The sequence below is a fragment of the Psychroflexus salinarum genome (assembly GCF_042677225.1).
Lineage (GTDB): Bacteria > Bacteroidota > Bacteroidia > Flavobacteriales > Flavobacteriaceae > Psychroflexus > Psychroflexus salinarum.
Window position 1 is genome coordinate 416,991 of record NZ_JBHTIV010000005.1, and the last position, 13,950, is coordinate 430,940.

Annotated in this window: 15 protein-coding genes; 6 read left to right on the plus strand and 9 right to left on the minus strand. The window is 34.2% G+C overall.

Features of this window, described 5'->3' with window-relative positions; translation table 11 throughout:
- Positions 1-88 precede the first annotated feature (88 nt).
- The 3 genes from hemA to ACFQ0R_RS04080 are packed head-to-tail and all read left to right on the plus strand — an operon-like array spanning position 89 to position 2,936.
- A complete protein-coding gene (gene hemA / locus ACFQ0R_RS04070) occupies positions 89-1,351 on the plus strand; it encodes a glutamyl-tRNA reductase (RefSeq protein WP_379657099.1) in 1,263 nt (420 codons plus the stop codon).
- Between the two features lie 27 nt (positions 1,352-1,378).
- Entirely contained in the window at positions 1,379-2,287 is a 909-nt protein-coding gene (gene hemC / locus ACFQ0R_RS04075; protein ID WP_379657100.1) for a hydroxymethylbilane synthase, read from the plus strand.
- Position 2,288: 1 nt separating this feature from the next.
- The gene (locus ACFQ0R_RS04080; protein ID WP_379657101.1) at positions 2,289-2,936 is read left to right on the plus strand and encodes a uroporphyrinogen-III synthase; all 648 of its coding nucleotides are present in this window, start codon (positions 2,289-2,291) and stop codon (positions 2,934-2,936) included.
- 46 nt (positions 2,937-2,982) lie between these two features.
- Here ACFQ0R_RS04080 and ACFQ0R_RS04085 read toward each other — a convergent pair whose 3' ends face one another.
- Complete coding sequence (locus ACFQ0R_RS04085; protein ID WP_379657102.1) at positions 2,983-5,043, minus strand: insulinase family protein; 2,061 nt, start codon at positions 5,041-5,043, stop codon at positions 2,983-2,985.
- 10 nt (positions 5,044-5,053) lie between these two features.
- Positions 5,054-6,373: a M16 family metallopeptidase gene (locus tag ACFQ0R_RS04090; RefSeq protein ID WP_379657103.1), complete on the minus strand. Its 1,320-nt coding sequence runs from the start codon at positions 6,371-6,373 to the stop codon at positions 5,054-5,056.
- Positions 6,374-6,539: 166 nt separating this feature from the next.
- Here ACFQ0R_RS04090 and ACFQ0R_RS04095 point away from each other — a divergent pair, with 166 nt between their 5' ends.
- The 3 genes from ACFQ0R_RS04095 (at position 6,540) to rpmA (ending at position 7,861) form a co-directional block, all read left to right on the plus strand.
- A complete protein-coding gene (locus tag ACFQ0R_RS04095) occupies positions 6,540-6,980 on the plus strand; it encodes a DUF4199 domain-containing protein (RefSeq protein ID WP_379657104.1) in 441 nt (146 codons plus the stop codon).
- Between the two features lie 87 nt (positions 6,981-7,067).
- Positions 7,068-7,577 carry a 50S ribosomal protein L21 gene (gene rplU / locus ACFQ0R_RS04100; protein WP_379657105.1) on the plus strand — a complete coding sequence of 170 codons (510 nt, stop codon included), beginning with the start codon at positions 7,068-7,070 and terminating at the stop codon, positions 7,575-7,577.
- A gap of 23 nt (positions 7,578-7,600) precedes the next feature.
- Complete coding sequence (gene rpmA / locus ACFQ0R_RS04105) at positions 7,601-7,861, plus strand: 50S ribosomal protein L27 (RefSeq protein ID WP_379657106.1); 261 nt, start codon at positions 7,601-7,603, stop codon at positions 7,859-7,861.
- A gap of 230 nt (positions 7,862-8,091) precedes the next feature.
- Here rpmA and ACFQ0R_RS04110 read toward each other — a convergent pair whose 3' ends face one another.
- The 7 genes from ACFQ0R_RS04110 to recA all read right to left on the minus strand — a co-directional run bounded on the left by ACFQ0R_RS04110 (position 8,092) and on the right by recA (position 13,595).
- Entirely contained in the window at positions 8,092-8,529 is a 438-nt protein-coding gene (locus ACFQ0R_RS04110) for a hypothetical protein (RefSeq protein ID WP_379657107.1), read from the minus strand.
- 7 nt (positions 8,530-8,536) lie between these two features.
- Complete coding sequence (locus ACFQ0R_RS04115) at positions 8,537-9,055, minus strand: acyl-CoA thioesterase (RefSeq protein WP_379657108.1); 519 nt, start codon at positions 9,053-9,055, stop codon at positions 8,537-8,539.
- Positions 9,056-9,099: 44 nt separating this feature from the next.
- The gene (locus tag ACFQ0R_RS04120; protein WP_379657109.1) at positions 9,100-10,047 is read right to left on the minus strand and encodes an HU domain-containing protein; all 948 of its coding nucleotides are present in this window, start codon (positions 10,045-10,047) and stop codon (positions 9,100-9,102) included.
- A gap of 64 nt (positions 10,048-10,111) precedes the next feature.
- Positions 10,112-11,482, minus strand: a complete 1,371-nt coding sequence (locus ACFQ0R_RS04125) for a hypothetical protein (RefSeq protein WP_379657110.1) — start codon at positions 11,480-11,482, stop codon at positions 10,112-10,114.
- The gene (locus ACFQ0R_RS04130; RefSeq protein WP_379657111.1) at positions 11,483-12,037 is read right to left on the minus strand and encodes an RNA polymerase sigma factor; all 555 of its coding nucleotides are present in this window, start codon (positions 12,035-12,037) and stop codon (positions 11,483-11,485) included. It lies immediately after the preceding gene.
- The gene (locus tag ACFQ0R_RS04135) at positions 12,038-12,463 is read right to left on the minus strand and encodes a hypothetical protein (protein WP_379657112.1); all 426 of its coding nucleotides are present in this window, start codon (positions 12,461-12,463) and stop codon (positions 12,038-12,040) included. It abuts the gene before it with no gap.
- A 109-nt stretch (positions 12,464-12,572) separates the two neighbouring features.
- Entirely contained in the window at positions 12,573-13,595 is a 1,023-nt protein-coding gene (recA, locus tag ACFQ0R_RS04140) for a recombinase RecA (RefSeq protein ID WP_379657113.1), read from the minus strand.
- Positions 13,596-13,950 lie beyond the last annotated feature (355 nt).

Here is a 13,950-nt window from a genome sequence, read left to right on the forward strand (position 1 = left end):
CGTCAAACGACAAAAAAGGAACTTTTAGCGTTATTTTTAACTACACTTATGCTCTAATTTTGTACACCATATTTTTTGGAATCAAAGAATGCAGAAATATAACGTCTCTAAACATAAAAACTTTTACGTCATAGGTATTAGCTATCAAAAAGCTGATGCAAAGACTAGAGGTAAATTCAATTTAAATATTGATCAAAGAAAAGCTTTGCTAGACAAGGCTAAATCTATTGGTCTCATCTCTGTAGTCACTTCTTCTACATGCAACAGAACGGAGATTTATGCTTTTGCAGATGAGCAAGATGTACTTATTGATTTACTATGTGAATTTAGTATTGGCGATCAGGAAACGTTTTCTGAAAATGGTTATGTTTTAAAAAATGAAGCTGCGATCAACCACATGTTTAGAGTTGGCGGTGGGCTTGATAGTCAAATCCTTGGTGATTTTGAAATTATTAGTCAGATAAAATCTGCCTTTATATTATCCAAGAAAAAAGGAATGATTAATCATTTTATGGAACGTTTAGTCAATTCTGTTATTCAGGCTAGCCGTAGGATTAAAAATGAAACTAGAATTTCGTCAGGTGCAACTTCTGTTTCTTTCGCATCAGTTCAATATATTCTTGATCATATTGAACATGTGTCGGATAGAAAAATTTTACTCTTTGGCACAGGTAAAATCGGTAGAAATACTTGTGAGAATTTAGTAAAACATACCAGCAATAAAAATATAACTTTAATCAACAGAACTAAAGATAAGGCTGAAGAAATCGCTGGCAAATTCAATTTGATAGTTAAAGATTTTTCAGAATTACAATCAGAAATACGTTCTACAGATATTCTTATTGTGGCCACTGGAGCTCAATCTCCAACCATCACTAAAGAATTGATTTATCCTAAAAAAGACCTTTTGGTTTTGGATCTTTCCATACCAAAAAATGTCGCTGAAGATGTGGAAGGAATGGCTAATGTAAAGCTTCTTCACTTAGATTATCTATCACAACTCACCGATGAAAACCTGTCTAAAAGAAAGGCATTTATCCCTGATGCAGAAGCTATTATTGAAGAGGTGAAAGTGGAATTTGATGAGTGGTTGGACACAAGAAAATTTGCTCCTACTATAAAAGCTTTGAAAGAAAAATTCAAAATTTTCCAAGAAGAAGAATTAGATTACCAAGGGAAGAAGAATGGTAAATTTGATAAGGAACAAGCCGAACTCATAAGTGATCGCGTCATTCATAAAATTACTAGAAGTTTCGCAAGTCACTTGAGAAACGCCAATGGTTCTACTGAGGACAGCATCGCTTTACTTAAAAAAGTCTTCGAATTGGAAACTGATTCTGATAAAGCTTAAATTACTCTCCTATAACTCAATTTCTTTATGTCAAAAACTATACGAATAGGAACTCGTGATAGTGAGCTAGCTTTATGGCAAGCTCACAAAGTAAAATCACTTCTAGAACGTGAAGGCTACAACCCGATTCTTAAACCAGTCAAATCTACTGGAGACCTCAACCTTGAGCAACCGCTTTATGAAATGGGAATCACAGGAATTTTTACTAAAACGCTAGACGTCGCCTTGATAAAAGGGGATATTGACATTGCTGTACACTCGATGAAAGATGTTCCTACTGCTTTACCAAAAGGCGTTGTAGAAGCTGCAGTTTTGCCAAGAGCAAACACCAGCGACATACTTATTCATAAAGGATTGAAAGATTTTTCTACAAAAAAAACTATTGCTACAGGAAGTTTGAGAAGAAAAGCACAATGGCTTAGTAAATATCCTAAGCATGAAGTAGTAAACTTAAGAGGAAATGTAAATACACGTTTACAGAAGCTTGAGGATAATGAATGGACTGGAGCCATATTTGCGGCGGCTGGTCTTGAACGTATCAATTTGAAACCAGAAAACCACATCGAACTGGACTGGATGATTCCTGCGCCAGCTCAGGGTGCGATGCTGGTGGTAACAATGGATTCAAATTCTGTTTGCAAAACTGCTTTAACTCCTATAAACCATTCTGAAACTGCTTTGGCGGTCAAAGTGGAAAGGGAGTTTCTGAAAACTCTAGAAGGCGGCTGTACAGCTCCTATTGGAGCTTTAGCTACAGTTAAAGGGAATGAACTAAAACTAAAAGCTGGGCTTTTTAGCCTTGATGGAAAAGAAAAATACATAATCGAAGAATCTATAGCTTTAGACCACGTGGATGGTTTTGGAAAACACTGTGCAGATTTGGTATTGAAACAAGGCGGTGACCGATTGATGAAAGAACTTCGGAAAATCTTATAAGATGCCTTCTGTTCTCTCTACAAAACTGCTTAGCCCCTCTCAAAAAAACCTGCTACTGAATGCTGGCCTAAGTCTTACTGAATACAATGCCATACAAACTAAAGCATTAGACTTACCAACATCAATTTCCGAAGAAAGTTACCAGAATGTCATTATCACCAGTCAGACAACGGTGGAGTTAATCAAAGATTTTAAAATAGGAGCTTGCTTTTGTGTTGGTGAAAAAACAGCTTTAAAGCTAAAATCTCTTGGATTTGATGTCAAAATCATTGCTGAAAATGGAAACGCCTTAGCTCAACAACTTATTGAAAATCATCCAGAACTTTCGTTTACTTTTTTTGGAAGCCTACAACGAAGGCCTGAACTTTCTAAAGCACTTGAAAAAGCAAAAATCAACCTAACAGAGATTTTCGTTTACAAGACTATAAAAATACCTAAACCCTTCAACCGAACATTCGATGCAGTCTTATGCTTTAGTCCTTCCGGAGTGGATAGTTTTTTTAAAGGAAACCCCTCTTCAAAATCTCAAGTGATTTGCATCGGAGAAACTACTGCCAGGCAAGCAAAACTCTATTCTGAATCTGTTTTTGTATCGACTAAAACCAGTGTAGAAAGTGTGATTGTGAAGGTGGTGAAGCTTTTAAAATAAAAAATCCCGCTGAGTAGCGGGATTAAAGATTCAAAAGACTTAAAATTTACTCAAAATCAGCAGGACTAACCCCTTCATTGAACTTTACTTCTTCCATTTTAAAATCAACAGTTTGCGGTCCTAAGTTTTGACTAAATGTCATCGGTACCAAAACACCATTGTTTTCTTTATAATCTACATAAGAAATCATAGATGTCATTTTTTGACCCATTTGTTCTGCAGTAGTTTCAGTACCAAGTTTTAACCCAGTATCTACACTGTAGAACTCTCTCACATTGTCTGTCAGTTTAATAACGTAAGCATCTTCACCGTTTACAGATTCAATTCCTACAAGTTCTGCTCCTTCTGAAATGTTAAGTTCAGGAAAAAGACCAGCAGTAACTTTGCTGTCTTTAGTTTGCTGCTCATTAAGATCTATTCTTTGACCCTGAACAACGGCATAACCGCTTTCACCGTCAAATACTTGTTTACTCAGTGTGTTCCCATTCATCTGAACAACCTCGGCAGTTTTTCCTTCCTTAGACAATTTTCTTATGAGCGTAAGTGCCATCCCTTGAAAGCTAGCATTACCTTTCATCATCATCGTATTCACTTTAGAAACTGACTCTTCACCACCAATAGCAGCGATGTAGTCGTTATAAACAGTTTCAACGGTGAAGCCTTCCGGCAGTTCTTTTTTGAACTCTGGCTTGTCTACTTTCTCTGTCTCTTTGTTAAAATACAACACAGGAATTTTCTTTCCTTTGAATTCAACTTTTTCAAGATTTTCAACTACTTCAGAACCTTTACCAGCAATAACGATTTGCATTTGATCTGTTTTCAAATATTTTTTGGCAACACGCTGAATATCTTCCTGCGTTACCGCATTGATTTTTTCAAGATACGTTTCGTAAAAATCTTCCGGAAGGTTCTCAGTTTCAATATTGAGAGCATAATTAGCTATCGTAGAAGGCTGTTCTAGCCTCATCACAAAAGACCCTGCAAATTTCTTCTTGGTATCTTCCAGCTTATCAGCATCTACCTTCTCATTACGAATTCTATCAATTTCTTTTACAAATTCCACAACAGCACTATCTGTTACAGCATTTCTTACACTTGCAGAAGCTCTAAATCTTGAAGCATATCTATTCGCACCAACATTAGATCTAGCTCCGTAAGTATAGCCTTTGTCTTCTCTCAAATTCATATTGAGGTAACTACCAAAACTACCTCCTAAAATTTGGTTCATAACCAATACAGGGAAATAGTCTTCGTCTGCCATCTTTAAATCTACAGTATTTTGAACTATAATTTCACTTTGTACTGCATTTGGCATGTCTACAAAGTCAATCTGAGTGTATTGAGCAGGCTTAACTGTTGGAATTGTAGTACTAGGCGGTGTTGCCTTTTTCCAATCTCCAAAAGTTTCTTTTACAATTTTCTTGGCATCTTTTTTAGTGATATCACCAACAACTACCAAGTATGCATTTTCTGGAACAAAATAGTTTTTATAAACATTTTTAACGTCTTCCAAAGTAATATCATCTACGCTTTCTACAGATGTATATTGTCCGTAAGGGTGATTAGAGCCATAAGCTAAGCTACTGCTAAGTCTATTAGCAATAGTTCCTACATCTTTTTGATTTGATTTTAAGCCTTCAATAAGTTTTGCTTTTTCGCTTTCAAATTCTTCTTGAGTGAACTTTGGTTTTAAGGCACCTTCTGCCATCAACTCCATAATTCTAGGAAAAAATTTTGATAATGAACTAGCATAAGCACTTTCTGCACCAAAATTTATACTAGCTCCAAGAAAATCGATCTCTTCGTTAAATTCATCTTTACTTGTCATTTCAGTGCCAGTTCCTAAAAGACTCGCTACCATAGCTTGTGTTCCGGGTTTTTTCTCTGTAAAAGGCCTATTATCTATAATAAGTCTAGCAGACACTCTAGGAAGTTTATCGTTTTCTACAACTAATACTTTTAAGCCATTTTTTAATGTAAAAGTATCTGGCTCTCCAATGTTTACGGTTGGAGCAGGCCCTGGTTTAGGCATTTGAGATCTGTCAATTTGAGCAGACATGCTAGTGCCAACCAAGCATACTAATAGTATTGCAATTATATTTTTCATTGTGATATGTTTATTCATTTGGTTCAGGTAAATAATCTAATTCAAGTCTTTGGTTCTCTTGCAAATATTTCTTTGCTACCTCTCTTATTTCCTCTCTAGTGATGCTTCTATAGATATCAATTTCTTCATTGATTAAATCTGTGTTTCCATAAAGCATTTGATAGGTTGCTAAAGAAGAAGCGATGCCTTGAATGCTAGCATTTGAATTCACAAATCTATTTTCAAATTTATTCTGAAGTTTTTGATACTCTCTTTCTGAAATTAATTCAGTTTGAAGCTTTTCAATCTCCTCATCCATCACGTCTCTTAATTTAGAAAGTTCAGTATCACCAAGTGGCAAAGCACCAATTAAATAAGTACCGTAATCTTCCTGACTTCTAGCAAAGGCTAATACCTGTAGAGCTATTTTCTCGTCATCTACCATTCTTTTGTACATTCTTGAACTCTTTCCGTCAGTTAACACTGAAGAAATCATATCCAATACATAAGCATCTCTATCCTTCATAGAAGGTGTTCTGTAAACTAATGCTGTAAGTGGCAATTGAATGTTGCTGTCATAATCTGTTGCGATTATTTTTTCTTCAATTGGATCTTCTGTGATATCAACTCTTTCCACTTCAGGTCCTGAAGCGATAGGTCCAAAGTAATCTTTCACCATTTTTTTGGTTTCAGAAATATCAATATCACCAGCTACAACAAGAGTAGCATTGTTTGGAATATAATATTTTTCAAAGAAAGCTTTGAATTCATCAAGTTCTGCAGCATCAAGATCAGCCATAGTACCTATGACAGAGTTCTTGTAAGGATGCTTGTCAAACATATAAGGATTAATTCCTGTGGAATAAGCAACTTTTCCATAAGGAGCGTTGTCTATTCTAGATCTTTTCTCTTCTTTCACTACCTCATTTTGAGTATCAACCCCTATTTGGTTGATTACAGGATGGTACATTCTTTCAGACTCCATCCATAATCCCAATTCTAAAGCATTGGAAGGAAACGTTTCGTAATAGTAAGTTCTGTCTTGCGTAGTGTTCGCATTATTACTTCCACCATTGGCAGAAACAATATTAAACCATTCACCCCTTTCAATGTTTTCGGTTCCTTCAAAGAGAAGATGTTCAAAGAAATGTGCAAAACCCGTTCTTCCAGGAGCTTCATCTTTTGCACCAACGTGGTACATTACTCCAACGGTAACAACTGGCGCTGTATTATCTTGATGTAAGATCACATGCAAACCATTGTCCAAGTCATATTCTGTAAATTCTACCTTCTGGGCCTGCGCCAGCGTGATAAAAAATACAAAAACTGATAACATAATAGTCTTAGTCATTTTTCTATTTGTTTAGATTATAGTTAGTAGGTCTAAAAATAGATAATTTGTTACAACAATTATGAATTCAATTTTATTTTTTTTAAAAGCCTTAAGACTTTATTAATTCAAGAAGAAAATTTCTTAACATTAGTAATTTTAATATATTAGCAAATAAAACATACATATGAATCGATTTGTACTCTCTGTAAGATTTGGAATAGCTTTGGCTTCCTCTTTAATAGCCTATTTTTTGGTTTTGTCCTTATTTGGTTTGCACACCAATCCTTTTTTTAGTTTATTTAATGGAGTAATTACTGGTTTTGCTATCTATGAAGCCATTAGATATAAAAGAATTGAACTAAAATCTAATTATAGTTATACAGAAGGATTTCAAGCTGGAATAGTTACAGGATTTCTAGCAACAGTTATTTTTACTGTTTTTATGGCTGTGTATGTCACAGAAGTAGATCCAAATTTCATAAGTAATATTGCTGAAACCTTTTCTAAGTCATATAATATTGGTGTTGGTATTTTTAGTTTTACTGTATTACTATCAGGATTTGCAACCACTGTAGTCTTAACACTTTCCTTTATGCAGTTATTTAAACACAAACTGAAAGACTAATATTTTCATTTAAAATTTTGATTGCCCCTTTATTTTTAAAATACTATATTTGCAAACTATTTAGTAAAAATTAAATAACTAAACACTATGTATGCAATTGTAGAGATAGCAGGGCAGCAATTCAAAGTTGCAAAAGACCAGAAAGTGTTTGTTCACCGTTTGAAAGAAGAAGAAGGTGCAGATGTATCTTTTGACAAAGTTCTTTTACATGCAGACGGAGACAACATTACTCTAGGCGCCCCGGCTATAGATGGTGCTTCCATTAGCGCAAAAGTCGTTAAGCACTTGAAAGGAGACAAAGTCATTGTCTTCAAAAAGAAAAGAAGAAAAGGATACCGTAAGAAAAATGGTCACCGCCAGTATCTTACTGAAATCCAAATTGGAGACATATCTGTTTCTGGAGGTTCTTCAAAAACTGCTTCATCTTCTAAGAAAAAAGAAGATACCAAAGAAACTAAGAAAGCAGAAACTAAAGAAGAAACAGCTGACTTGAGCAAGCACACAGTTGCTGAGCTTAAAGAAATGGCCAAAGAAAGAGGTCTAGAAGGGTACTCCGCTTTAAAAAAAGCTGAGTTAATTGAAGCATTAAGTAAGTAAAATAATTACAAAAACTAAACATCATGGCACATAAGAAAGGTGTTGGAAGTTCAAAAAACGGAAGAGAATCAGAATCAAAACGTTTAGGCGTGAAGATTTTTGGAGGACAAGCTGCCGTTGCTGGTAATATTATTGTGAGACAAAGAGGAACTGCTCACAAACCAGGCGACAACGTATATGCTGGAAAAGACCATACATTACATGCTAAAGTAGATGGAACAGTACATTTCAAGAAAACAAAAGACGATAAGTCATTTGTATATGTCACTCCATTTGACGCTTAAGTAGTAGTAAACTTCTATTATACAACAAAAGCCCTTTAATTAATTTTAAAGGGCTTTTTTAGTTACTTATATTACTTAGTAATTACTAAACAGAGATATATTAGAAAACATACAATTTCATCATAGTATACTAAAAATTCAATTAAAACTTCTTCAACTAAAATCGTGTAAATGTCTTTCTTTTGAAAAGTTCCTTAATTTTAAATCAGGACCTTAATAATAGTATTGATTTAAAACCAAGCATTCCAAGGAATTCTTGAAAGCATGAGCAACAAGGCTAATGCATAAAAAATAGCAATGGTTCTAAACTTCTTATTAGAAGCTAGTTTCTTTTTGTGCTTGCTGTAACCTACTGTAATTAAAACAATACTTATGATCATCGTCAGCGGATGTTCAACAAGGTATAATCTTAATGTGCTGTCTTGCATAACACCTTTCATCCCAACTTCAGAAAACGCGTTGAAATACGGACTAACGAAATACAAAACAAGCCCTATAAGCAACTGCAAATGCGATACAATTAGAGTGAATAAGGAAATCCTAAAATCCTGAGGACCAAATGGTTTTTTGCCTAATGTCTTGATGATCGCATTAAAAGTTGCTAGTGCAAGGACTAAAACAACTAAATAAGCCCAATAAGAGTGAACAATCTGTATTACTTCGTACATAGAATATTTATTTATCGTTTACAAACAGAGCTTTGAGCTCGGTTGCATCTTTAGGTTTCATTTTACCTGCCAAAACTAAGCTTAATTGCTTGCGCCGCAAGGCGGCATCGTATCTTTCTTGTTCAAGTTTTGTTTGTGGTTCAATTTGAGGTACTGGGACTGGATTACCGGTATCATCTACTGCAACAAAAGTATATATAGCTTCATTGGCTTTAGATCTTCTTCCACTTTCTCTATCTTCAATCCAGACATCAAGGAAAATTTCCATAGAAGTTTTGAAGTTTCTTGAAACTTTAGCTTCTACAGTAACAACACTCCCCAAAGGCACAGCTTTATTGAAAGCAACATGATTTACTGAGGCAGTAACAACAATTCGCCTTGAATGCCTTCTTGCAGCTATACTTGCAGCACGATCCATCCTAGCTAGTAATTCACCCCCAAATAAGTTATTAAGAGGATTTGTTTCACTTGGCAAAACTAAATCTGTAAGTGTGGTTTTGGAGTCTTCAGGATATTTTACTTCCATGTAATATTTTTTACAAAGATAGGATTTGTAGTGTTAACCCAAGCTTAAAATTGATTGACAAAAAGCCACGCGTCTGGATTTTCAATTGCTTTAATTTTTCTTAACTGTGCTAAAGCTTTTCCTCTGTCAACAAAGCTCGCAAACGCAACTTGATACAAACCATAGGTGTTTTTTCCGATCATAGATGCTTCATAGCCTTTTTCTCTAAGAAGCTCTACTTTTTTAGATGCATTAGACTCAACTCTATAAGCACCTGCTACAACATGATATTTAGGCTTTACTGTTTCAATTTGAGTAGCATCGAGAGGGAGTTCTGTGAGAGTATAATTGAATTCTGCACTCTGAATTCGTTCCTGTAAAAGTGATTCAGCTTTCTGAGCTTCAGAATCATTGTATGAGATGATATAATTATTATACTGATATATACCTGCAAAGCCAGCTATACCCATAGCAATAATTCCTACTGCTGCATATTTGAGATAAGGTCTGCGCCTCCTTTCTTCTGAATTTTCCTGTAGAGTGCTTAAGGTCTTTATTTTTTCATCAACAATCGGCTCTTGTATGTGTTCTGTTTCAGAAATTTTATCGATTGTAAATTCTTCAAGGCCAAACGAGTCAGTAAAGAAGTTTATATTTTGATTGGGCTCAAAAGACAGTTTATCTTCTTCATTAAGATTGAATTGTCCTAACTCAGGAATTTGTATCATTTTATCTGCTTTTAAAGCAGATCCAAAATCATCTACGAAATTTTGTATTTTTTGTTTAGCACTTTCAAAATCCATTGATTCACCTTTAGCAATTGCTTCTGCTAAAAGTCCGTCATGATTTTGAATAGCCTTATTAAAAGTGATTTTTCTGGAAGGAGGTGTGAATTTGTGTACGTGAGAATAGTATTTTGAAGTTTTTTTTTGGATTATAAAAGCTCCAAATTCAGGTACGATAACGCAATCATATCTGTATAGTAATTGTTTTATATACTCTTCTACTCTCATAAAAACAAAGTTAATTTTTTTACTTACATAAGCAACAAGCTACATCTATTTTGAAAAATAAATTCTAAAATTTAATTTTTATACCAGAATAAATTCCGAAGAAATAGGGCTGAAAGCTGGAGTTGGTGTTTTGGAATGTATTGATTTGATACATAAACTTAGGCTCTATATTAAAAGATAAAGTTTCAGAAAAATTGTAATCCATTCCTAAGCCAAAGTTAGCACTAAAGCTTAAATTGTTAAGATTTTCTGCTTCACCAATACTTGAAGAACGTCCGTTTTCTTCAAAGAAGATTTCATTATTATTTAGCAGATAAGTACTAGCCCCACCTAACAAGTGAATTCCTAACTTCTTATTTATTATTGAGTATTCCACTTCCAAAGGAACTTCCAAGAAGCCTAGCTCATGATTGATTGATCCAACAGGGCTATATTCCATCGCTTGAACTCTAAGCGAGTTTGTAGATTCACTAATAGGCGTTCTGTCATTGACAGCAGATATCAAGGATACTTCACCTATGAAATTATTTTTGATGTAACTTGAATTGTTAGCTGCAAATGGCGTCAGTGTTGTGGTTAAAATCACGTCCTGAGTATTATAACCCATTGCTACCTGGTTAACTCCTGTTCTTATTTTAATTTTTTTATTGATGGAATAAGCTACATTTACACCATAAGAAACGTTTGGGCTACTAGCTGTCTTTCCTTGAAGACTTGGTTCTATAGGATTTCCGCCATTTAAGGAATTCATAAAAACCGGAGCTACATTTGGCTTCACCTCCCAAGGCTTATCAATTGACTCATCATCTTCAACTGCTAAAACATTATGTTCTTCTAAAATATCAAACAAGGATTCTTTCTCTTCAGTATTGTCATAGAAAAATAAATTATCTTTCGATTCATTTTCAAGAAGTGTTGATGCCATCAAAGAATTTGAAATGCGGTTTATTTCAGAACTTTTCAATTGATTGACTGTTAAGAATGACCTTTCTGTAAGTTTGTTATTTATAAATGAGTCTGGCGTCTGTCTTAGACTAGTAGTCTGATTGACTGTTTTTGTTTCTAATATTTGAAAGGCAAAACTATTCTCAATTGAATTTTCAAAAGTTGATAAATTATTATTGATTGACGAAAATCTATATTGGGTTGGGATAACTTCTAAAGAGTTTGGTGTTTTTCTGATTTTTGAATTTTCTTTAGATGATACTGGTGATTTAGTTTCGAAAGAGTGAAAATAGAAAGCACCAATGGAACTGAAAATCAATAAAACTGCAGCTACAGATGCTACTTGCCACCAAAAAGGCAAATATCGTCTACGTTTCTTTTTTCCTGATAATTTCTCTTCAATACCATCCCATACCTTATGAGATGGAGAAGCCTGAAAGTCCTTAAGACCTTCTTGAAATAATCGCTCTATGGATTTTGAAGATTTCATTTAATTATGATCAACTTTTCGGGAATAAACCCCATCGATATTTGCCTGAGTTATTTTTCGTCTTAAAATATCTTTTGCTCTAGAAAGATTTGATTTGGAAGTTCCTTCGCTAATCTGGAGTTTAGAAGCAATTTCTTTATGGGAAAATCCATCAAGCGTGTATAAATTAAATACCATTCTATATCGGTCTGGAAGGCTTTGTATACAACTTAATAGAAACTGTAAAGAATAGTTGTTATTTTCTACGTAAACATCTTCAGCTTTCAAAGCTTCTTCATTCACTAGTTCAAATACTTTCTGATTTCTATATCGCTGTAGACATATATTGATAGTTATACGTTTCAGCCAACCCTCAAAAGAACCTTTATGTTTAAACTGGTGGATTTTTTCAAAAATTTGAATGAAAGCATCTTGTAAGTTATCTTCAGCTTCAGAATAATTTCTTGAATACTTTAAAGAAATACTAAAAAGCACATCAGCAAAAATCTCGTACAAAAGCTTTTGGGAAGCTATGTCGTTTTGTTTACAACGCTTTATTAGATTCTTTAATTCCATTTATTCTTCTATCACGATCACCTCTTTGTTTAAATAAATAAAGTCCCCTAAACTATCTCTATCTTTCAAGAACTTAAAAGTGAAGTTAGACTCGAAATCATTTGTAAAATCAGCTTCTCTTAAAGCTTCTTCAGGATCTAGGTTACAATTACCATTTTGTGTGAAAGTAGTAATTGCTCGTACAAAAAACAAACTATCTCCTTGATTTACAGTCTGAAAGTTAGAAAACGTATGACAATTTGAGTCTTTTTCATAAGCAATACCCAAAGTATAGGTTTCGCCAACCACCATAGTGTCAGGAACATCGGCGCTTAAAATTCTCGAAACTTGAGTGGATTGAAAAAACCCATCATCGTTTACATCACAGCTTACCAAGATAATTGAACCTAAAAAAATGGCAATGAATAACTTACCTGATATTTTCATTTTACTATATTTCATAAAAGATGTTATTTCAATAGTAAGGTTGCGTCATTGTTAAACAAATAAAAAGCCGATGACATGTCATCGGCTTTAAAATTATATAAAAGTAAATTTAGTCTTCAGATTTTGCTACTCTTATAGCTTCAACTATTTTGACCTCTAGTTCTTCCATAAGTTCTGGATTATCTAGAAGTAATGTTTTAACTGCATCTCTACCTTGACCAAGTTTAGTGTCTTCATAACTAAACCAGGATCCTGCTTTTTTTATGATTTCATAATCAACACCAATGTCAATTATTTCACCAATTTTTGAAATTCCAGTTCCGTACATGATATCAAATTCTGCCATCTTAAAGGGTGGAGCTACTTTATTTTTGACAACTTTTACACGAGTTTTGTTACCCATTACGTCACTATTCGAATTTTTAATTTGAGTAGAACGTCTTATATCTAGACGTACAGAGGCATAGAACTTTAAAGCATTACCACCCGTTGTTGTCTCAGGATTTCCGAACATTACACCAATTTTCTCTCTCAACTGATTAATGAAAATCACAGTACAATTGGTTTTACTAATAGTAGATGTCATTTTTCTCAAAGCTTGAGACATCAACCTTGCATGAAGACCCATTTTGGAGTCTCCCATTTCTCCTTCAATCTCGCTTTTTGGAGTTAAAGCTGCTACAGAGTCAATTACAATAATATCGATAGCACCAGAACGGATTAAGTTTTCGGTAATTTCTAGAGCTTGCTCACCATGGTCTGGTTGTGATATAATAAGGTTATCTATATCTATATTCAAGTTCTTAGCGTAAGCTCTGTCAAAAGCATGTTCTGCATCGATGAAAGCTGCTATACCACCAGCTTTTTGAGCCTCAGCAATAGCATGAAGCGTCAACGTTGTTTTACCAGACGATTCCGGCCCGTATATTTCTATAACTCTACCTCTTGGATACCCACCAACACCTAAAGCTAAATCCAAACCTAAAGAACCTGAAGAAATTGCCTCTACATCTTGTACAGCTTGGTCGCTCATTTTCATAACTGTACCCTTTCCATAAGTCTTATCTAGCTTGTCCAAAGTCAATTGAAGCGCTTTTAACTTTGCATCTTTCTCGCTATTCTCTTTTGCCATATTTATATTGAATTCGTTTTTGTAAAAATAGTATTTCTTTTTAATATTGAACTTAACTTACGCAACCATTCCAAGTTTTGCGTATCTATCTATTAAAGACTATTATTTGAAATTTCTTATAAAAACATCTATAACTAATACACATGGTATCTCAGTCTCATTTATGACTGTGTCCAGCTGTAAAATCGACGGGGGCTGACGTTGTTTAATTTTTGATTAATTACAAAAGATTAAAAATGTATAACAACGAATTAGCCAAACCTTGTTGTTTTTTACAACTTTTTAGAAAAAGCCCCACAACGGGGCTTTTTTCATTTCAAAAAATTAACGACTATTATTTTAACATACTTTAACA